Source organism: Corynebacterium sp. MSK044 (assembly GCF_030232825.1).
Lineage (GTDB): Bacteria > Actinomycetota > Actinomycetes > Mycobacteriales > Mycobacteriaceae > Corynebacterium.
In genome coordinates this window covers 103,756-122,230 of the sequence record NZ_JASPJJ010000004.1, presented here as the reverse complement: position 1 = coordinate 122,230, position 18,475 = coordinate 103,756, and the positions used below count along the sequence as shown (strand labels likewise).

Here is an 18,475-nt window from a genome sequence, read left to right as displayed (position 1 = left end):
GGGTAACCTATCTTCGCCGGGAGCTGTAGTGTGTACAACAGTTTGGTCTCAATCTGCGGATTGAGGCGATTTTATTTTTGTGTCTTCACGGTTGTTATTAGGGTAATTCGCATGACTGCACCCAAGCTCGCATGCGCCGTTGCGTTAAGCACGGCCGCTTTTGTGCTCGCTGGGTGCACGCTTGAAACCACGCCTAGTGCCCAACGCGGCGACCTCGTCGCCGGCACCGGTGGCGCGGTGAGCACCATGTCGCCGGAAGAACGCGAACCGTTGGGGTCTGTAGATTCCTCCCCGAAGACCACCCGCCCAACGGCCCCGGCTCGCCTCGCAGTGACTGATATTGAGGCGAAGGCTCACGGCGATTTCGACCGCGTGGTTATCACGTTGCATGGGGACGGTGAACCCGGCTGGTTCACGGATTACGTTTCTTCCCCTGCCGTGGGGTCCACCGGGCAGCCACTGAAAGTGAAGGGGTCGACGTTCCTCAACGTCTTCATTGACGGCACTGTGTTCCCGTCCGATGTCGGTGCCGATGCCACCGCCCCTGAACGCGTCGGCAGTACCGGCGAATCCGGTGCGGTAGCTGAGGTGGTCAACGCCGGCACGTCCGCGGGACGTACGCAGATTGTGGTGGGCATGAACTCCCGAAGCCCCTACAGCGTGGTGACGGTGCAGAATCCCACGCGCATCATCATCGACATCAGCCGCTAGGCGCACCTAGGTGTACATCGCCTCGATCCGCCATTGCTGCTGTGACCAGACAAGGAGCCATCCCACCGGTTTTTCATCGTGTGGGGAGCACCCCACGACTTGAAGGCGAGCAACTTTGTGGGGTGTGTCTTCCCACCATCCGCCATCCACGGGCCATGGTCCGGCCCAGCCGGTGATGAGGTACTTGTTGTCACCCCAGCTCAAGGCATAAGGCTGGGAAGTGAGCAGCGCTTCCGCGGTCACGCCGATGGGGGTGGCCTGCGCGTCAATCATTTTGACCCGTGAGGCTGGGTGGTTGAGCCCACCACCGATCCGCGCTGGGAGTGGCTGCGGGATCGCACCAGGCCACGTGGCGTTACTGCCCTCAGGGCCACGCTCCCCAAAAGGAACGAGGGCAACGCGTTCCACCACCCCACGCCCACCGATTAGTCGCGGCTGCACCACCGCATCAATCCCGAGCTGTGACTGGACGCGCTCCGCAACACGACGCACCTGATCACCTCCCGCAGCAGGTCCCGCGGCAGACTCGCTCCCCCATAACTGCCCTGCCAAGTCCGGCTGCGCCACCTCCAGTGGTTCAAGGATCAGGGAGGTGATTGCCCCGGCACCGCCGTGCGTCAACCACCCATCGAGCTGCCAGCGCACTCGGTCCGCTGTGGCTTCTTCCGTCAAGGCTTCGCGGGTACGCCAGGTACGCTCCACGACTTCCCCGCCGTCTACGTCCGCTTTCACTTTGAGGCGAAGGCAGTTCAGACCAGCAGCTGCAAGACGTTCGTGCAGGCTCGCTGCCAATGCGCGGGCGGCGAAGGCTGCAGCATCAACGCGGTCGATCGGGTCTTCTGGTGTCACCGATACGCTCAGATCCGCCGTAGGGATCTCCGGCGCCACCCGCCGATCCGGCGCCGCACGCGCAATGCGATGACAATGCAGCCCTGCCCGCCCAAAGCGGGTGGATACGGCAGTGGAGGGCAGCGCGGCGAGCTCCCCAAGCGTGCCCACCCCCAGCTGCCCCAGGGCGGCGACGGTGTCTGCGTCTGCCCCCAAACTCGTCTCCGCGACCAGCATGCGCAGGGGGACCCTGGCCAGAAAAGTCGCTGACCCACCCGGTGGCACCACCGCGGAGGCACGGGCTGCGATGACGGCGGTGGCGATCTCGTCGGCCACACCGGTGAGGGGGTCGATGCCGGGGCTGGATGCGGCGTCGATAAGCATTTCGGTAGCTTTTTCCTCGCTCCCGTGGAAGGTGCCTGCGGCGGCGATATCCACAACGACGAGCCCTGGACGCAGGACCTCCACCGACGCGGCAACATCATCGAAACTCGCGGCGAGCGCAGCAAACATGCGGCCATCCCGGTCCGGATTATCCTCCACGACCGTCAGATCCGGACACACGGACTGCGCATGACGCACCTTCATCCCGCGACGAATACCCAGCTTGCGCGCCTCTTGCGAGACCACTTTGATGCGATGATGCGCACCGATCGCGAGCGGCTCCGCCAGCTCATCCCCCGCCTCGAGCCGCGCTGCCTGGATCGGCCAATCCGGAAACCACACGGCCGCCACGCGCATCTACCGCACCACCCGCAAGGCAGGGGCCTGGGCTTCACCCACCGTGACCACGGTCGAAGCCGGACGGGCGTTCTTCTGCGTGACCCGTACCCGCAGATCCATCCCCATGATGCGGCCGGTGCCGCGGCCGATGCCGTGGAAGCCCATCACCTCCCCCGTCAACGCAAGGGCCGGCGACGGCGCCGTCGCGCCGACCAACATGAGCGCGGCATGGCCCTTGCGCAGCTTCCCCAGCAGCGGCCGGGCCCGCACCGGCGACAGCTCCAACACGACCGGGGACCGAAACACCACCAGGTCAAGCCCTTCCACCAGCACCCCGGCCACCCCGAGCGGATCCACCCCGGGGTCCGGCACCGCGATGATGCGCTCCAGGCTCGGCGCAGGCAGTGCGGCGTAGGATAGCTCCGACCACCCCACCACACCCGCGTGTCCACCAGCAGCGGTGACGTGGCGCAGCATTTCCACCACCAGCCCAGGCGTGTCGCTCACGTGTGTGACTGCGCGCCGCGGGAGACCACCAGGCAGGACGGCATCCAAAGCACTACCGACGGACAGAAGGTCAACGTCCTGGACTACCCTTTCTTCCTGCGCGCCCCCTCCCATCTGCGAAATCTGGGCGCGAAGCTGCGCGATTTGTTCCGCGCGCGAGGAAGCAAGCGGCATGGCAGCCAGGCCAACCTTACGAACACTTGTTCCACTCACGCGGATTATTATGCTCCGCGCAAGCAACACGGTCAATCCCCGTGGCCGAACAGGCTTTCTAGTCCAGTGAGCGCTGCGACGCCCACCGCGTCAGCTGGTACCGGTTCGAGGTTTGCGTCTTGCGCAACACATTCGACGCGTGCGTTTCCACCGTCTTCACAGAGATGAAGAGCTCCGCCGCAATCTCCTTGTACGTGTACCCGCGCGCCAACAACCGCAGCACTTCGAGCTCTCTGCGCGTGAGCTTATCGACGAGCTCCCCCTCCCCCACCTTCTCCGGCTCCCCAACCGGATCCTCCACGACCCCAGCCGATGCAAAGGCGTCGAGGACGAACCCGGCGAGGCGGGGCGAGAAGTAGGCGTCCCCGCCATGCACCTGCACCACGGCTTCGGCGAGTTCAGGGCCGTCGATGTTCTTGGTCACGTAACCCCGGGCACCAGCACGGATAAGCGCAATCACATCTTCCGCTGCGTCGGACACAGATAGCGCCAGATACTGCGGGCCGGGCACTTGCGTGATTACCGCGAGGCCGCCGCCATCCGGCATGTGCACGTCCAGAAGGACAACGTCAGGCTTCGTCTCCGCGATACCAGCAACGGCCTCGGCCACAGTGCCGGCATCGCCGACGACCTCAATCGCCGCGGCGGAATCAGCACCGGCCAGTTCGGCGCGGACGCCGGAGCGGAAGACGGAGTGATCGTCGACAAGAAAAACGCGGACAGGCTGCATGATCTCGACCTTACAGTGGCAACGTGAGTGCCACTTCTGTTCCTTCGCCCGGCGCGGTTTTCACCACGGCGGTGCCCCCGGCGCCCTCCATACGGCTGGTGATGGAATCGCGGATGCCGTGCCGGTCCGCCGGGATGGCCTCCACATCAAACCCAGTTCCGCGATCCCGGACGAACACACTGAGCTCACCAGCAATGTGCTCCACGTACACGTCGATGGTGGCTGCGCCCGAATGCTTCGCCGCGTTGACCATCGCCTCCCGCGTGGCCAAGACAATGGGTTCCACATCGGCGCTCATGTCCAGGTCCTCACCGACGGTGACGGGCTGGATGCGCACGTTAAACATGTCCTCGACATCACCCGCCGCGGCGTTAAGAGCAGTGAAGAAGCTGGCGGGAGTCGCAGGGGCGCCATAAAGCCACGCACGCAGCTCACGCTCCTGGCCGCGAGCAAGACGTGCAACCTCCTCCGCATCATCCGCGCGCTTCTGAATGAGCGCGAGTGTCTGCAACACCGAATCATGCAGGTGAGCCGCAATAACAGCATGCTGGTCCGCCACCGCTTTCTCCTCGCGCTCCTGCACGAGCGAGCGGAACAGTCGCACGATCAGCGGCACCACCAGAATGCCCACACCCACGACGGTGGCGAGCACCGCCAAGATCACGCCGGTGATCCCGCTGCCATCCCCCATCAGGGCGATAACCACGACACCGCCCATGACCAACACCGCACCACACACCAGCAGCACGACGGAGCCAGTGGTGCGCATGTCACGGTCATAGGCCTGCCACGCGAGCATGGCACCGAGAGCCACCAGAGCGATGACCAGGAAGAACCAGCCGCTCCCCACCCCTGAGAGCGCCCACAGCGCAAACGACCCCACGATCATGAGGGCATTCACAGTGCCCCCGACGCGGTAGTGGTCAATCACCGGATCCTTTGGTGTGCCAACCGGGCTGAACACCCACAGCGCCGCATACAGCAGAACCCCCATCCCGCCGAGAATGGAGCTGAGGGTGAGGGCGAGGCGGGCCCAGGTGACGTCGATACGCAAATGCGCCGACAACCCTGCGGCGACACCTGCGACAACTCGGCCTTGTTCCACGCGCACAAAACGCGGGTAGGCACCGTTGGAATAGGACATGCGCTTATCTTTGCATGCTTGTTCGCGGTGCGAATCAGGGTAAACCCTGAAATCCAAAAACCAGGGTCATTCCCGATACCGCTCCGCGCCCCTGCATTTCATACTGGAACCATGAACGAGACACTGAAGGAAATGTGGGACACCCGCCCACCCCGCATCCCGAAGAAACAGGGCGGAAACGCAATCATCGCCGGCATCTGCGAAGGCATCGCGGTGCGCTACCGCGTGGATGCTTTGCTTGTCCGCGTGGCGTTTGTGGCCTTGTCCTTCGTATTTGGCGTGGGCCTGTTCGCCTACACGCTGTGTGGTTTCCTCATGCCGCGCTTTGGCATGGCCGCCTGCCCCGCGCAGGTGATCTCGCGGCCGAATGAAGAACTGACGGAGGCGGAGCGCGAAGACCGCACCACCGGCTGGGTCCTGCTGGTGCTGCTCATTCTCTTCTTCCCCACCTTGTCCGTGGCTACAAACGGCGATCGCGTGTTCTCCTCCATCGGTGGCCTTGCGCTCGCCGCGGTGGCCTGGTGGGCGCTGCATCAGCGCACGCCGGTCCCGCCGGAAGGACTCGTTGTGCCACCTACTCAGCAAACGCCTCGCCCGCCCACAGCGCCGTCTGAGCCGCCAGTGACTGCACAGTTCACCGCACCGGAGGGCTACGAACACCCGGCCGGCACAGAACCAGCGGCCCCCACTCCCCCAGCATGGGACCCGTTGGGCACGGCACCGGGCCTGTGGCACCTGCCCGATCCTGAACCTGCCCCAGAGCCCGCCCCGGAACCGGAGGCCAAAAAGAAGGGCTCGCTCCTGTGGCTGTGGATTCCGCTTGCACTGATCATTGCAACACCTCTCGTGTTCGCCTCTAGCGTCGCCGACCGCGTCGGTGAAGTGGTCGCCGACCGCGTCGGTGAAGTGAATCTCTCCTACGAGGATGCGCAAACCATCCCTGACGTGAACTACCTCGTTGGCGAGATGAACGTTGACCTCTCGAACCTGGCACCACTCAAGGAGCCGAAAACCGTCAACTTCAACAACGGCATCGGCGAGATCAACATCCTGCTGCCGAACAACGTGCCGGTTGAGGTGCACTGCCAGGCCACCATCGGCGAAGCCACCTGCCCCACAGGAAAGCAAAACGCGGACAAGGATGGCGCGCTGCTCACGATTAATGTGGAGCACCGCATCGGATCCGTGTCCGCGCAGTTTGCTGAGTAAGTGGAGTCCGCTACTCCCACTCGATGGTTCCCGGTGGCTTGGACGTGATGTCCACGACCACGCGGTTGACGTCCTCCACCTCGTTTGTGATGCGGGTGGAGATCGTCTCCAGCACCTCGTACGGCACGCGCACCCAGTCGGCGGTCATCGCGTCCTCGGAAGCAACCGGTCGCAGCACAATCGGGTGGCCGTAGGTGCGGCCGTCACCCTGAACACCGACGGAGCGAACGTCTGCGAGCAAGACCACCGGGCACTGCCAGATCTGATCGTCCAGGCCAGCGCGGGTGAGTTCCTCGCGGGCGATGGCATCGGCCTTGCGCAGGGTCTCTAGGCGTTCCGACGTCACCTCACCGACAATGCGGATACCCAGGCCCGGGCCCGGGAACGGCTGACGGTTCACAATAACCTCCGGCAGACCCAGCTCCCGGCCAACAGCGCGGACCTCGTCCTTAAACAGCAGGCGGAGCGGCTCGACAAGCTCGAACTCCACATCGTCCGGCAGGCCACCCACGTTGTGGTGGCTCTTGATGTTCGCGGTGCCCGTGCCGCCGCCGGATTCCACAACATCCGGGTACAGGGTGCCCTGGACGAGGAAGCCCACGTCCTCCCCCTCCAGCACGGAGGCCACGGCGCGCTCGAAGGAACGGATGAACTCCGCACCAATCGCCTTACGTTTCGCCTCCGGCTCCGTCACGCCGGCGAGCTTGCTCAGGAAGGCGTCACGCTCATCCACCGTCACCAGCTTCGCGCCGGTTGCGGCCACGAAGTCCTTCTCCACCTGCTCGCGCTCGCCCTGGCGCAGCAGACCGTGGTCAACGAACACGCAGGTCAAACGGTCGCCGATCGCACGCTGCACCAGCGCCGCTGCGACAGCGGAGTCCACGCCGCCAGACAGACCACAGATGGCGTGGCCGTCGGGGCCGATTTGGGCCGAGACAGCGTCGATAAGCTGCTCTGCAATATTCGACGCCGTCCAGGTCTGCTCGAGCCCCGCGATCTCCGTGAGGAAGCGGGTGAGCACCTGCTGACCGTGCGGCGAGTGCATGACCTCCGGGTGGTACTGCACGCCCGCCATACGCTGATCCGCGTTCTCAAAGGCGGCGACCGGTGCACCCTCAGAAGACGCGGTGACCTCGAAACCTTCCGGCGCCTGCGTCACGGAATCGCCGTGGCTCATCCACACGGAATGCTGCTCCGACAGGCCAGCGTGGAGGACGCCACCGCACACATCCATCTTCGTGCGGCCGTACTCGCGCGAACCCGTCTTGGCCACGGTGCCACCCAACGCCTGAGTCATCACCTGGAAGCCGTAGCAAATGCCGAACGTGGGCAAGCCCAGCTCGAAGATGGCCGGATCGAGCTTCGGCGCACCGTCCTCATACACAGACGACGGGCCGCCGGACAGCACGAGTGCAACCGGGCCCTTAGCTTTCAATTCTTCAGCCGTGATCGTGTGCGGCACGACCTCAGAGTAGATGCGCGCTTCACGCACGCGACGGGCAATGAGCTGTGCATACTGCGCGCCGAAGTCCACAACAAGGACTGGGCGCGGATGCGCGTTAGCAGTTGGAGAGGTAGTCACGGATTCAAAGTTTAACGCATGGTCTGAATAGACTGAACCGCCATGACCGCTCCTTCTCCAACCTCACCGCTTGGCGTTGCGTGCATCATCGGCTCGTGCATTTCGCTGCAGCTTGGGGCGGCCCTGGCGGTTGAGTTGTTCCCGCACGCCGGCAGTTGGGCAACGGCATCGTTGCGCCTGCTTCTCGCGGCGGTGATCCTTCTCGCGGCAAGCCGTCCGCACTTTTGGGCTTGGACTTCGGATCAGTGGCGCGCCGTGATCACGTTCGGGTTGACCATGGGGTTCATGAACGGCTGTTTCTACACAGCGATCGAGCGGATCCCCCTCGGCACCGCAGTGACCATCGAGTTCCTCGGCCCACTGACTCTCGCCGCGCTGTTGTCGCGCTCCGTGCGCGACGCGATCTGCGTGGCCCTTGCGCTCACCGGCATGCTGCTGCTGGGCATCAATTCCTACAACGGCTATCCGCTCGACCCGGTTGGCGTTGCTTTCACGCTGGCTGCGGGTGTGTTCTGGGCGTTGTATATCCTTGCCTCGAAGCGCGCGGGCAGTTCGGTTCCCGGCCAGGGTGGTCTCGCGGTGGCGCTGTTCATCGGCGGCCTCGCCCTCATGCCGCTGGGTTGGCAGGGCTCGCTCACGATCATGTCGGATTCCCGCCTCTTCGGCATCGCGTTGGGCACCGCGGTTCTTGCGTCGCTCGTGCCGTACTCGCTGGAGCTTATTGCTTTACGACGTCTCACCCCCAACACCTTCGCCATCTTCCTCGCCCTCGAGCCCGCCATCGCCGCATTCTTCGGCTGGCTGCTGCTGTCGGAGCACATCTCGGGAATGAAGTTCACGGCGATCCTTCTGGTGATCGCAGCCGCGGTCATTCAGGCAATGCAAGGGCGCGGTAAGAAAAGAGCTCAACCCGTATAGAGTGATTCCTATGTCCGTAAACGACCTGTCTACCTCGACCCAGAACTACCTGAAGGTGATCTGGAGTCTCACGGAATGGTCGGCTGAACCCGTCACCGCAACGTTGATCTCCCGGCAGACGGGTTTGCGCATGTCCTCGGTGTCTGACGCGATGCGCAAGCTAGGTTCGCAGGGGTTGATTTCCCACGCACCGTACGGCTCCGTGGAGCTGACGGACGAGGGCCGCACCTACGCCGTAGCCATGATCAGGCGACATCGACTCATCGAGACGTTCTTGGTGGACACCCTCGGCTACACCTGGGACCAGGTCCACGACGAGGCCGAGAACATGGAGCACGCGGTCTCCGATTTCTTCGTCGCTCGGCTCGACGAGTTCCTGGGCCACCCGGAGCGCGACCCGCACGGAGATCCCATCCCTGCCGCGGACGGTACCGTGCCAGCGCTGGATGCCCGCAGCCTCACCGACCTGGCCGCGGCCATGGAAAAGGGCACAGAAAAACTCCGGGTCACCGTCGAAAGGATTTCGGACTCGGACCCGGAGCTGCTCAAGCACTTCGAGGAAAACGGCATCGTCGTCGGCGCTGTCCTGACGGTCACGGAAGGTGCGCCGTTCTCGGAGGCGCTGGAGGTGACCGTCGATAAGGCTTCTCAGGCCGTGCCGCTGGGCAACATCGCTACGGATGCGTTGTTCGTCTCCACAGCCTCCCCTACTTCGGCGTAGACAGGCTTCTTCCTCATCAGCTTCGTGATGATGCCCTGGCTCGGACTAAACAGATACACCAGTAGGAACACCACGCCCTGCGCCACGACGATGAGCCCGCCCGGCGACGCATCCAGGTAATAGCTGGCGTACAAGCCAACCACAGAGCATCCCGCCGCCATAACCGGCGCGATGATCAGCATGTGGCTGAACGTGTTGGTCAGCAGGTAGGCGGTCGCGCCGGGGATGATCAGCATGGCCACCACGAGGATGACACCGACGGCCTGCAGCCCAACCACGCATGTCAACGCCAGCAGCGCGAGCAGCACCGCACCGATCATTTTCGGGCGCAGCCCGATCGCGTGAGCGTGGATCGGGTCGAAGGCAAACAGAGTGAAGTCGCGTCGCTTGAGCAGGAGGATCGCTAGCGTGATGGCACCCAGCACGAGGATTTGCGCGAGGTCAGCTTTGGACACACCGAGCAGGTTGCCGAAGATGATGTGATTCAGGTCCGTGTGCGATGGCGTCACGGAGATGAGCACAAGGCCGAACGCGAACAGCGTGGTGAAGACGATGCCGATCGCGGCGTCTTCTTTCAGGCGGCTCGTGTCGCGCACCACGCCGATCAAGCCGACCGCGAGGAAGCCGAAGATCACGGCCCCCACAGCAAAAGGCGCGCCGAGCAGGTATGCCACCACCACGCCGGGGAAGACTGCGTGGGACACCGCGTCGCCCATGAGTGACCAGCCGATGAGCACCAGCCAGCATGACAGCACCGCACACACCACAGACGCGACAAGGCTGGTTGCCAGTGCGCGCGTCATGAAGTCGTAGGCAAAGGGGTCAAGGAGGAAAGACATCATTGGTTCATCACATCCAAGCCAAAGGCGGCAGCGAGGTTCTCTGGTTTCAGGACTTCCGCGGGCTGCCCATGCACGAGCACGCGGCGGTACAGCAGGAGCGCCTCATCCGCCAGGTCAGGCAGCGCAGGCAGATCATGGGTAGACACGAAGATCGTGGATCCGCTCGCCGCCATCTCACGAAAGAGCCGGGTCATCGTTGCTTCGCTTCGCTTATCGACGCCCGCAAACGGCTCATCCAACAACATAATCTCCGCCCCCTGCGCAATACACCGGGCGACGAATGCCCGTTTGCGCTGGCCACCGGACAGTTGCCCGATCTGGCGGTCGGCGAATTCGGTGAGCTCCACGCGTTCCAGCGCGTGCTCCACCGCTTCCATGTCTTTGCGGTGTGGTCGGCGGGTAAAACCCATCTGGCCGTAGCGGCCCATCATGACCACGTCGCGGACACTGACCGGGAAGTCCCAGTCCACTGCTTCGCGTTGGGGGACGTAGCCGAGGACGCCGGAACGTCGTGAAGCAGCGGGGTCCTGGCCGTTGATGGCCACGGTGCCCACGTCAGGCCGGATATGGCCCATGATCGTTTTGAACAGCGTCGATTTACCGGAGCCATTCATCCCGACGAGTCCGCACACGCGCCCCGGCGCGATGTCCAGGGTGACGCCGTCGAGAGCAAGCACGCTGCCGTAATGCACGGTGACATCACGCACCGAGATGGCATTTGGTTGGTTCACCGCTCTATTCCTTTCCGGTCAGAGCTTTAGTGATGACGTCTGCGTCGTGCTTGATCAGGTCGAGGTAGGTCGGCACCGGGCCACCCTCTTCCGAGAGCGAGTCCACGTAGAGCGTGCCACCGTAGGTTGCGTTGGTGGCCTCGACCACGCGCTGCATCGGTGCATCCGAAACAGTGGACTCACAGAAGACCGCCGGGACGTCGTTTTCCTTCACGAACTCGATAGCGCGGGAAATCTGCTGCGGAGTCGCCTCGTTCTCGGAGTTCACTGCCCAAATGAAGCGCTCCTCCAACCCAGCATCACGTGCCATGTAGGAAAACGCCCCTTCGCAGGTCACCAGCGCACGGCGCTTCTCCGGCAGCTGGGACAGCTCCTCCACCATTCCGTCGTGGACCTCCTGGAGCTGATTCTTGTAATCCTCACCATTGCGCTCAAAGTCGGTGGCGTGCTCCGGATCAAGCTCAGAGAAGGCTGCGACCATGTTGTCAACGTAGGTCCTCACCTCAAGCGGGCTCATCCACGCGTGCGGGTTAGGCAGGCCGGCACCTTCGTCCTCGGTGATGTCAATCGGGGTGATGCCGTCCGTCACGGTGACGTGCGGTGCGTCACTGTCCTCCACGAACTGAGAGAACCAGTTCTCCAGGTTCAGGCCGTTATCCAGGATGAGGTCCGCGTTGGTCGCGCGACGAATATCCGCCGGCGTTGGCTCATAGCCGTGGATTTCAGCGCCCGGCTTGGTCAGGGACTCAACCGTGAGGTGCTCCCCCGCCACATTCTGCGCGATGTCCTGGATCACCGTGAAGGTGGTCAACACCGTCGGCTTCTCCGCGGCCTCCTCTTCCGTCGCCGGTGCACAACCCACCAGCAGCATTGCCGCTGCCGCAAACGCTGCGAATCTCCGTGCTATGGCCATTTTCATCTCCCATCAGAACGATATTCCGTCATTGCAGTTTCTAAAGTACGTCTTGCCGTACTTTTCTTTTCGCAAGACTACACCGCTTGACGAAGGTAAGCCAAACCAAAGAAAACCGCCCGGCGGAAAACCCACCAGGCGGCCGTAGAAGGAGCGCGGAAAACTACTGCGAGACGGTGATACTCACCTTCTGGAAGCTCTTGATGTCCGTGTAGCCACACTTCGCCATCGCACGGCGCAAACCACCGACGAGGTTGTAGCCACCCCACGTGCTCGTGGACGGACCATGCAACACGGTCTCCAGGCTCGGACGATCAGCACCGCTCGCGGCAATGATGTCCTCGTGGGATGCGCCACCATCACTCGCCAGACCTGCCTCAACCCAGCCGTAGCCGTACTCGGTCTGAGTGATCAGGCCGCGCGGGAAGCGCGGGTGTGCGCTCTGAGACTGCCAGTAGAAGCCGTGTCCAGCAGCCTCGGCCGCAGCAGCGAGCGGCTGCCCCAGCATGACCGCATCCGCACCACAGGCAACGGCGCGGGCGATTTCACCGCTAGTGTCAATGTCACCATCGGCGATCACGTGGACGTAGCGGCCCTCAGTCTCGTCGAGGTACTCACGGCGCGCCGCCGCAACATCGGCGATCTGGGTAGCCAGGTTGGAATCAATACCCAGCGCCAGCGGCGAGGTGGTGGAGCCCTGTCCCACGATGATGCCAGCCGCACCAGCGCGCATCAGGTGCAGTGCAGTGGTGTAATCCGACACACCACCGGCAATGACAGGCACCTCGAGGGAACCAATGAACTCCTTCAGGTTCAGCGGCTCCCCACCCTCCTGGACGTGCTCGGCGGAGATGTTCTCACCATGGATGAACAGCATCTCCGCACCAGCCTTCACCACAATCGGCGCCAGCTCGCGAGCGTTCTGCGGGCTCACACGAACAGCCACGGTCACGCCGGAGTCACGCACCTGAGCAATGCGCTCAGACAACAGATCCGTATCCAGAGGAGCAGCGTGCAGTTCCTGCAGCTCCGCCACGCCCGGCTGACGGAAGCCATGCACGTCCTGATCAGCGAACAGAATCGGCTCGATGACCTTCTTGATCGCCGCATCCAGGTCCGCGTGACGGCCCCACAGGCCCTCAGCGTTGATCACGCCGAGGCCGCCCTGCTTGCCCATCTCGATGACAAACTCAGGGCTAGCCAGAGCGTCCGTCGGGTGGGAGACGAGGGGGATGTCGAACGTGTAGGCGTCGATATGCCAGCGCAGATCAACGTCCTTCGAAGAACGCGTGCGACGCGACGGAACAATGTTGATCTCGTTCAAGCCGTACGCGCGACGCGCTTCACGGCCAATGCCAATTTCAACGTAATCACGCATGCTTAACCCCTGTAGTTCGGTGCTTCGACGGTCTGCGTGATGTCGTGCGGGTGGGACTCACGCAGGCCAGCGGTGGTGATCTGGACAAAGCGCTTGGTCTGCAGCTCCTCGATGGAGGCAGAACCGGTGTAGCCCATCGCCGCGCGCAACCCACCAACGATCTGGTGGGTGATCGAGTCAATCTCACCGCGGTACGGCACGCGCCCTTCAATGCCTTCCGGCACGAGCTTGTCCTCGCTGGTCACGTCAGCCTGGAAGTAGCGGTCCTTGGAGAAGGAACGCTTCTCACCCGTCAGGCCACGGCCCTGCATCGCACCCATGGAGCCCATGCCACGGTAGCGCTTGTACTGCTTGCCACCCACGACCACGATGTCGCCCGGCGCTTCCTTCGTGCCAGCAAGCATGGAGCCGAGCATGACCGTCGACGCACCAGCAGCGAGCGCCTTAGCCACGTCACCGGAGTGCTGCATGCCGCCGTCAGCGATGACCGGAACGCCAGCAGCATGCGCCGGCACGGACGCCTCCAGGATCGAGGTGATCTGCGGGGCACCCACACCGGCAACCACGCGGGTGGTGCAGATGGAGCCCGGACCGATGCCCACCTTGATGGCATCCGCACCCGCCTCAATCATCGCGGCAGCGGCCTCGCGGGTGGCCAGGTTGCCGCCTACGACATCGACGCGGTCACCGAAATCCTTCTGCACCCGCGCAACCATCTCCAGGACGCGGTTGTTGTGTGCGTGGGCGGAGTCGACGACGAGGGCGTCCACGCCAGCGTCGACAAGCAGGCCCGCACGATTGTAGGAATCCTCGCCCGTGCCGATGCCCGCCGCGACGAGCAGACGCCCCTCACTGTCCTTCGAGGCGTTGGGGAACTGCTCGGTCTTCACAAAATCCTTCACGGTGATGAGGCCAGTGAGCTTGCCTTGCTTATCGACGATCGGCAGCTTCTCCACCTTATTCTCCGACAAAAGCTGGAGCGCCTCTTCCTTGCTCACGCCATCCTGCGCCACCACCAGCGGCATCGGCGTCATGACCTCGGACACCGGGCGCGAGAAATCAGCTTCAAAACGCATATCGCGGTTGGTGATAATGCCCACCAGCACACCCTGCTCATCCACCACCGGCAGACCCGAAATACGGAAACGAGCGCACAGCGCGTCCACATCGCTGATGCTCATGCCCGGCGTAGCGGTCACCGGATCCGTGACCATGCCGGACTCCGAACGCTTCACCACATCAACGTGCTCCGCCTGGTCCTCCGCCGACAGGTTGCGGTGCAGCACACCAATGCCGCCCTGACGCGCCATGGCAATGGCCATGCGGGACTCCGTCACCGTATCCATTGCTGCCGACGCAATCGGCATACCCAAACGAATATTGCGGGTGAACTGCGCCGAGGTATCCACCTCCCCCGGAACGATGTGGGACTCCGCAGGTAGGAGCAGCACGTCGTCAAAGGTCAGACCACGCAGAAGCACCTTCGACGGGTCATCCCCGCCGGTATGTACCCTCTCACCGGAATTATTAGAACCGAAGATGTTACCCATGTCGCTCCCTTGCTGTATCTCGCTTCCGCTTCTAGCCAGCAAGCATAGTGGGTAATCCGCCTACTCCCCCAATGAGAGCAGATGCCCCCGAAATGGCCCCTTGTTAGAGCCTTGCCTAGGCTGGGAGCATGTTCTTCGACTCGATGATGCCTCGTGACCCGTTCGCCGACGACCCCAACGACCCGGCGTCCTTCATCGAGGACGACGAAGCCCCCGCACCCCTCACACCGGAGGAGCGCGAAGCCGTCCTCCGCGATCTGGCCCAGACCCGCGAATTCAAGCTTGTGCTTGAGCCCCGCGGCATCCTCGGCATCACCTTCATCTGCGAAGACTGCGATGAGATGCACTTCTACGACTGGGACATCATGATCAACAACATGATCGCCATCCTCAACAGCCAACTGCCCCCAGTGCATGAGCCCAGCGCTCAGCCGAATTTCCAGGCCTACGTGCCCTGGGATTACGCGCTGGGGTACCTCGACGGCCTCGACGCGCGCTAGGTACGCGCGAAAGTAACGCTTTTACTGCGAAGACTGCGTGGCCGCCGGATCAGACTGCAGGATAATCGTCGTGGTCGGCGCTGCCGGCGAACTCTGACGGGTACTCGATGGCGCCGTAGATGTGCCGGTGGCCGTGGCCTCGCTCGGCTGCTCCGTCACCACCACGGTGACGGTAGTGGGCTCAAGAGTCACGGTGACCGTCTCCGGGGACTTCTCCTCTGAGGGCTGCTCCGGTTCAGGCGTGACCACAACGGTCTCCTTCGGGGCTGAAGCCCCCGGTGCCGAGGTGCCGCGCTCAAGGTTCATGGACTCACGCAGCTGATCAATCAGCAGCTTTGCGCCCGCCAAGTTGCCGCTTTCAGTCATGTTTTCAATCTCGTCGAGCTTGGTGGCCAGCTCCACAACATTCTTACGCTCACCAAAAACAGCCTGAGACGGGCCCCACAGAACAGACCCCGGGGTGGCGCTATACAGCGCAGCACCGGTCCCGGCAACGGCGACGGTGGCCGCAGCAGCGCCGACAAGACCGGCCATCCACGGGCTCGTCCGGAAACGGCGCGACGCCTCCCGCGCAGCACGGCGTTCGGTGAGGGAGGTGACGGGGGCCACGGCTTCGTCGATAAGCGGGGCGGCCGGCATGGGCGCTTCAACCTCATCCCGCAGACCCAGCAGCAGCGACGCGAGCTCATCTGCACCATCCGACGGATCAACACCGTGCGAAAGCGAGGTCAGGAAGGCGTCATCTGCCTCAACGTCGTGCTCATCACGACGGCGATGACGGCCAAACTGCGACATTGGCTCCATATCTACCCTCCCTGAACTTCCTCTTCGAGTGCCCGCCGGAGAGTGGCAAGCGCTCGGTGCTGCGCGACTCTGACCGCTCCTGCAGTGCTGCCGACGATCTCCGCTGTTTCTTCAGCAGACAATCCGACAAACACACGCAAGATGACAATCTCTCTCGCCTTGTCACTTAACAGATCGAGCAAAGCGCGCACTCTGTTACTTCCTGCCGCCACCATCGCTGCATCTTCGGGGGTAGCGCCGGAAAATTCCTGGTCAGGGACCTCGTCTGTCGGGTTTGTTTTGTCGCGCGCTAGCGCCCGGTGCGCATCCGCAACCTTGTTGAACGCAATGCCATACACGAAAGCCATGAACGGCTTGCCAGTGTCCTGATACTTCCCCACGCTCGTGGCCACGGCCAGGCAGATCTCCTGGGCAACATCCTCCGCGGTGGGAGTGCGCCCCGCGCTAATCCTCGCGCGGGCGTAACGCAGCACCATCGGGTGCACAATCTTGATGATGTCCTGGAGCGCCGCAGTATCCCCTGCCTGGGCTAACGGTACGAGTTCGGCGAGACGTTGGTCCGCGTCAGCTGAGGCCATTACGTCTCTCCTTTTCTCGTAAATGGGCAGGGCTCGCAGGTATAACAGACCTGCACCGGCAACATCCTACGCGCCGGTCGCGTGATCTCCCTAAATCCCATGGCTCACCGCACAGCATTGTGAGCGTGACGTAACCAACAATTCACTAACGTTTCACCTTCAAACATTTGCGCACGTCAGGCAGATCAAAATGAAACGTGCTAGATCACATCTAACTGTGTGAAACCTGGCAGAAACCAATTGTTCACCATTGCCTTGCACACTGCGCGAGATAACGTTCGTCATAGGTTTCACACACGGAGATGTATATGCCTGCTCTTTCCATGCCCCAGCAGCTGCCCGGCCCGAATGCGGACTTCTGGGATTGGCAACTCCACGGCGCATGCCGCGGCGAGGCATCTGAGGTCTTCTACCACCCCGACGGGGAGCGTGGCCGCGCCCGTGCGAACCGCGAGAACCGCGCGAAGGCGATCTGCTTTTCCTGCCCTGTCCTCGAGCAATGCCGTGCTCACGCGCTTGCGGTTGCGGAGCCGTACGGCATCTGGGGTGGCATGAGCGAGTCCGAGCGCCAGGCTGCGCTACGTCGCGTCAAGGTCGCCGCAAACTAGCTTCTCGCTTATCGACGTCTAAAAGCCCCCAACCTTACTTAGACTGCCTTAACCCCCTGTTTGGTTCCATAAAATTTTACATTGTGGGAAATCTCAAAAACCCTTTACCCAGGGGTTTTGGCGCGGTTACCGTCGGGGCATGAAAACTTTTGATGATTTGTTGGATGCCCATAGCTCTTTAGGCATCGATACGTTAGAGCACTTTGATAAATCGCGGGCGCTTGATGCCGGTGTTGAACAATCCGCGGTGAATAACTGGAAATTAGTTCATGAGGCGTATTACGGGGAGAACTTATCCTCCGCCAAACAGCAAAAAGCGCGCGATAAAGCGCGGGCGTTGGGGTTAAGCCTGGGATTGCTCGCGCAGATCGAGCGCGCTGTAAAACACATTTCTCACGCTACTCGGCGCCATAGCTACCGCATGAAGATGCTAAGTGCCGCCGCGCACGTCTCGCGTACCTGCACAGCTCTCCTTGCCTTGGCGAAGCGGATCGTCCCAGCCAAGGAGAAAACCCCGCCACGCGAGCAGGCCACCTTCGGCGTTCCGAATATGGGCAAGACCACCGTCACGCTGACCATGGATGAGCGTACCGCCGCCGACCTCAAATTCGCGGCTTACCAGGACCTAGACCCTTCAAAGCCGATCGGCCCGCAACTATTAAAAGCAATCGTTGCTCTCCTACGGGACGGAGGCGGTGTCGCGAAAGCAGTCCCCAGACCCTTGTTGCTCATCGGTCTCGACCAACACGTGCAGATCCTCAACGGCGAAGGCGATGAGGTCATCTTGGGGCTTACGGACGGCACCACGATGACGGGCGCGGAATACCTCAACCGCTTCATCGCTACCGCAGACAACCATCTCGAAGCAGCTATCTTCCACCCCGCTGAGGGAGCCATCAACCTCTACCGCAGCCAGCGCTTTGCAAACCAGAAACAGCGGGACTTGGCCAAAGCCACCTCCCCCGTCTGCGCGTTCATCGGCTGCCACCAGGCTGCGGATCTCTGCGAAACGCACCACATCAAGGCGTGGAAGAACGGCGGGGAAACCAACTTGAACAATCTCGCACCACTGTGCCGCTACCACAACCGCGTCAATGACGACGATCCACATCTTGCCCACCGCGGCCACGTAGAGATGCTCACCGGCACTCCCACCTGGATTTCCCCCAAGGGCTACCCAGTGGTCAACGACATCCACCCCTACGGAGCCATGCAGACGGTGTTCCCCCGAGCAGCCCAAGCAGCTTAGGCAACGAAAAAGCGCCCCCGGGGGTGGGAGCGCTTC

The 18,475-nt window shown here is 62.7% G+C and carries 19 protein-coding genes; 7 read left to right on the top strand and 12 right to left on the bottom strand.

Annotated features, from left to right (window positions below):
* Nucleotides 1-111 precede the first annotated feature (111 nt).
* A complete protein-coding gene (locus tag QP994_RS04205; protein WP_284865491.1) occupies nucleotides 112-711 on the top strand; it encodes an AMIN-like domain-containing (lipo)protein in 600 nt (199 codons plus the stop codon).
* Nucleotides 712-717: 6 nt separating this feature from the next.
* On the opposite strand, the gene QP994_RS04200 is transcribed toward QP994_RS04205, so the two are convergent.
* From QP994_RS04200 to QP994_RS04185, 4 genes are read right to left on the bottom strand one after another with little or no spacing between them, the layout of a single operon-like run.
* Complete coding sequence (locus tag QP994_RS04200; RefSeq protein ID WP_284865490.1) at nucleotides 718-2,280, bottom strand: Y-family DNA polymerase; 1,563 nt, start codon at nucleotides 2,278-2,280, stop codon at nucleotides 718-720.
* Complete coding sequence (imuA', locus tag QP994_RS04195) at nucleotides 2,281-2,982, bottom strand: DnaE2-dependent mutagenesis accessory factor ImuA' (RefSeq protein ID WP_284865489.1); 702 nt, start codon at nucleotides 2,980-2,982, stop codon at nucleotides 2,281-2,283. It lies immediately after the preceding gene.
* A 58-nt stretch (nucleotides 2,983-3,040) separates the two neighbouring features.
* Nucleotides 3,041-3,712 carry a response regulator transcription factor gene (locus tag QP994_RS04190; protein ID WP_284865488.1) on the bottom strand — a complete coding sequence of 224 codons (672 nt, stop codon included), beginning with the start codon at nucleotides 3,710-3,712 and terminating at the stop codon, nucleotides 3,041-3,043.
* A 10-nt stretch (nucleotides 3,713-3,722) separates the two neighbouring features.
* Nucleotides 3,723-4,856 (bottom strand): ATP-binding protein, encoded by a 1,134-nt coding sequence (locus QP994_RS04185; RefSeq protein ID WP_284865487.1) that lies wholly within the window; start codon nucleotides 4,854-4,856, stop codon nucleotides 3,723-3,725.
* Nucleotides 4,857-4,967: 111 nt separating this feature from the next.
* Between QP994_RS04185 and QP994_RS04180 the strand changes: the two genes are divergently transcribed.
* Nucleotides 4,968-6,065 carry a PspC domain-containing protein gene (locus tag QP994_RS04180; RefSeq protein WP_284865486.1) on the top strand — a complete coding sequence of 366 codons (1,098 nt, stop codon included), beginning with the start codon at nucleotides 4,968-4,970 and terminating at the stop codon, nucleotides 6,063-6,065.
* Nucleotides 6,066-6,075: 10 nt separating this feature from the next.
* On the opposite strand, the gene guaA is transcribed toward QP994_RS04180, so the two are convergent.
* Nucleotides 6,076-7,647 (bottom strand): glutamine-hydrolyzing GMP synthase, encoded by a 1,572-nt coding sequence (guaA, locus tag QP994_RS04175; protein ID WP_284855779.1) that lies wholly within the window; start codon nucleotides 7,645-7,647, stop codon nucleotides 6,076-6,078.
* 42 nt (nucleotides 7,648-7,689) lie between these two features.
* On the opposite strand from guaA, the gene QP994_RS04170 reads away from it, so the two are divergent.
* Both QP994_RS04170 and QP994_RS04165 read left to right on the top strand, forming a co-directional pair.
* Nucleotides 7,690-8,565: an EamA family transporter gene (locus tag QP994_RS04170; protein WP_284865485.1), complete on the top strand. Its 876-nt coding sequence runs from the start codon at nucleotides 7,690-7,692 to the stop codon at nucleotides 8,563-8,565.
* A 10-nt stretch (nucleotides 8,566-8,575) separates the two neighbouring features.
* Nucleotides 8,576-9,286: a metal-dependent transcriptional regulator gene (locus QP994_RS04165; protein ID WP_284855781.1), complete on the top strand. Its 711-nt coding sequence runs from the start codon at nucleotides 8,576-8,578 to the stop codon at nucleotides 9,284-9,286.
* Here the strand turns inward: QP994_RS04165 and QP994_RS04160 are convergent.
* The 5 genes from QP994_RS04160 to guaB form a co-directional block, all read right to left on the bottom strand.
* Complete coding sequence (locus QP994_RS04160; protein WP_284865484.1) at nucleotides 9,214-10,128, bottom strand: metal ABC transporter permease; 915 nt, start codon at nucleotides 10,126-10,128, stop codon at nucleotides 9,214-9,216. The genes QP994_RS04165 and QP994_RS04160 overlap by 73 nt on opposite strands.
* Nucleotides 10,125-10,859, bottom strand: coding sequence for a metal ABC transporter ATP-binding protein (locus tag QP994_RS04155; protein WP_284865483.1), 735 nt, complete (start codon nucleotides 10,857-10,859; stop codon nucleotides 10,125-10,127). Before QP994_RS04155 ends, QP994_RS04160 begins: the two co-directional genes overlap by 4 nt.
* Nucleotides 10,860-10,863: 4 nt before the next feature.
* Nucleotides 10,864-11,772, bottom strand: coding sequence for a metal ABC transporter solute-binding protein, Zn/Mn family (locus tag QP994_RS04150; RefSeq protein ID WP_284865482.1), 909 nt, complete (start codon nucleotides 11,770-11,772; stop codon nucleotides 10,864-10,866).
* 163 nt (nucleotides 11,773-11,935) lie between these two features.
* Nucleotides 11,936-13,150 carry a GuaB3 family IMP dehydrogenase-related protein gene (locus QP994_RS04145; RefSeq protein WP_284865481.1) on the bottom strand — a complete coding sequence of 405 codons (1,215 nt, stop codon included), beginning with the start codon at nucleotides 13,148-13,150 and terminating at the stop codon, nucleotides 11,936-11,938.
* A gap of 2 nt (nucleotides 13,151-13,152) precedes the next feature.
* A complete protein-coding gene (gene guaB, locus QP994_RS04140) occupies nucleotides 13,153-14,700 on the bottom strand; it encodes an IMP dehydrogenase (protein ID WP_284865480.1) in 1,548 nt (515 codons plus the stop codon).
* 128 nt (nucleotides 14,701-14,828) lie between these two features.
* Here guaB and QP994_RS04135 point away from each other — a divergent pair, with 128 nt between their 5' ends.
* Complete coding sequence (locus QP994_RS04135; RefSeq protein WP_284855786.1) at nucleotides 14,829-15,200, top strand: DUF5319 domain-containing protein; 372 nt, start codon at nucleotides 14,829-14,831, stop codon at nucleotides 15,198-15,200.
* Between the two features lie 21 nt (nucleotides 15,201-15,221).
* On the opposite strand, the gene QP994_RS04130 is transcribed toward QP994_RS04135, so the two are convergent.
* The gene (locus tag QP994_RS04130; RefSeq protein WP_284865479.1) at nucleotides 15,222-16,004 is read right to left on the bottom strand and encodes a hypothetical protein; all 783 of its coding nucleotides are present in this window, start codon (nucleotides 16,002-16,004) and stop codon (nucleotides 15,222-15,224) included.
* A gap of 2 nt (nucleotides 16,005-16,006) precedes the next feature.
* Nucleotides 16,007-16,582: a sigma-70 family RNA polymerase sigma factor gene (locus tag QP994_RS04125; RefSeq protein ID WP_284855788.1), complete on the bottom strand. Its 576-nt coding sequence runs from the start codon at nucleotides 16,580-16,582 to the stop codon at nucleotides 16,007-16,009.
* Nucleotides 16,583-16,890: 308 nt separating this feature from the next.
* Between QP994_RS04125 and QP994_RS04120 the strand changes: the two genes are divergently transcribed.
* Both QP994_RS04120 and QP994_RS04115 read left to right on the top strand, forming a co-directional pair.
* Nucleotides 16,891-17,190 (top strand): WhiB family transcriptional regulator, encoded by a 300-nt coding sequence (locus QP994_RS04120; protein ID WP_284855789.1) that lies wholly within the window; start codon nucleotides 16,891-16,893, stop codon nucleotides 17,188-17,190.
* A gap of 139 nt (nucleotides 17,191-17,329) precedes the next feature.
* The gene (locus QP994_RS04115; RefSeq protein ID WP_284865478.1) at nucleotides 17,330-18,439 is read left to right on the top strand and encodes an HNH endonuclease signature motif containing protein; all 1,110 of its coding nucleotides are present in this window, start codon (nucleotides 17,330-17,332) and stop codon (nucleotides 18,437-18,439) included.
* Nucleotides 18,440-18,475 lie beyond the last annotated feature (36 nt).

What these genes read in the sequence shown, in the direction of transcription:
- QP994_RS04205 (WP_284865491.1), top strand. Translation starts at nt 112, where the DNA reads ATGACTGCACCCAAGCTCGCATGCGCCGTTGCGTTAAGCACGGCCGCT.
- QP994_RS04200 (WP_284865490.1), bottom strand. Translation starts at nt 2,280, where the DNA reads ATGCGCGTGGCGGCCGTGTGGTTTCCGGATTGGCCGATCCAGGCAGCG.
- QP994_RS04190 (WP_284865488.1), bottom strand. Translation starts at nt 3,712, where the DNA reads ATGCAGCCTGTCCGCGTTTTTCTTGTCGACGATCACTCCGTCTTCCGC.
- QP994_RS04185 (WP_284865487.1), bottom strand. Translation starts at nt 4,856, where the DNA reads ATGTCCTATTCCAACGGTGCCTACCCGCGTTTTGTGCGCGTGGAACAA.
- QP994_RS04180 (WP_284865486.1), top strand. Translation starts at nt 4,968, where the DNA reads ATGAACGAGACACTGAAGGAAATGTGGGACACCCGCCCACCCCGCATC.
- QP994_RS04170 (WP_284865485.1), top strand. Translation starts at nt 7,690, where the DNA reads ATGACCGCTCCTTCTCCAACCTCACCGCTTGGCGTTGCGTGCATCATC.
- QP994_RS04165 (WP_284855781.1), top strand. Translation starts at nt 8,576, where the DNA reads ATGTCCGTAAACGACCTGTCTACCTCGACCCAGAACTACCTGAAGGTG.
- QP994_RS04160 (WP_284865484.1), bottom strand. Translation starts at nt 10,128, where the DNA reads ATGATGTCTTTCCTCCTTGACCCCTTTGCCTACGACTTCATGACGCGC.
- QP994_RS04150 (WP_284865482.1), bottom strand. Translation starts at nt 11,772, where the DNA reads ATGGCCATAGCACGGAGATTCGCAGCGTTTGCGGCAGCGGCAATGCTG.
- QP994_RS04145 (WP_284865481.1), bottom strand. Translation starts at nt 13,150, where the DNA reads ATGCGTGATTACGTTGAAATTGGCATTGGCCGTGAAGCGCGTCGCGCG.
- guaB (WP_284865480.1), bottom strand. Translation starts at nt 14,700, where the DNA reads ATGGGTAACATCTTCGGTTCTAATAATTCCGGTGAGAGGGTACATACC.
- QP994_RS04135 (WP_284855786.1), top strand. Translation starts at nt 14,829, where the DNA reads ATGTTCTTCGACTCGATGATGCCTCGTGACCCGTTCGCCGACGACCCC.
- QP994_RS04130 (WP_284865479.1), bottom strand. Translation starts at nt 16,004, where the DNA reads ATGGAGCCAATGTCGCAGTTTGGCCGTCATCGCCGTCGTGATGAGCAC.
- QP994_RS04125 (WP_284855788.1), bottom strand. Translation starts at nt 16,582, where the DNA reads ATGGCCTCAGCTGACGCGGACCAACGTCTCGCCGAACTCGTACCGTTA.
- QP994_RS04120 (WP_284855789.1), top strand. Translation starts at nt 16,891, where the DNA reads ATGCCTGCTCTTTCCATGCCCCAGCAGCTGCCCGGCCCGAATGCGGAC.
- QP994_RS04115 (WP_284865478.1), top strand. Translation starts at nt 17,330, where the DNA reads ATGAAAACTTTTGATGATTTGTTGGATGCCCATAGCTCTTTAGGCATC.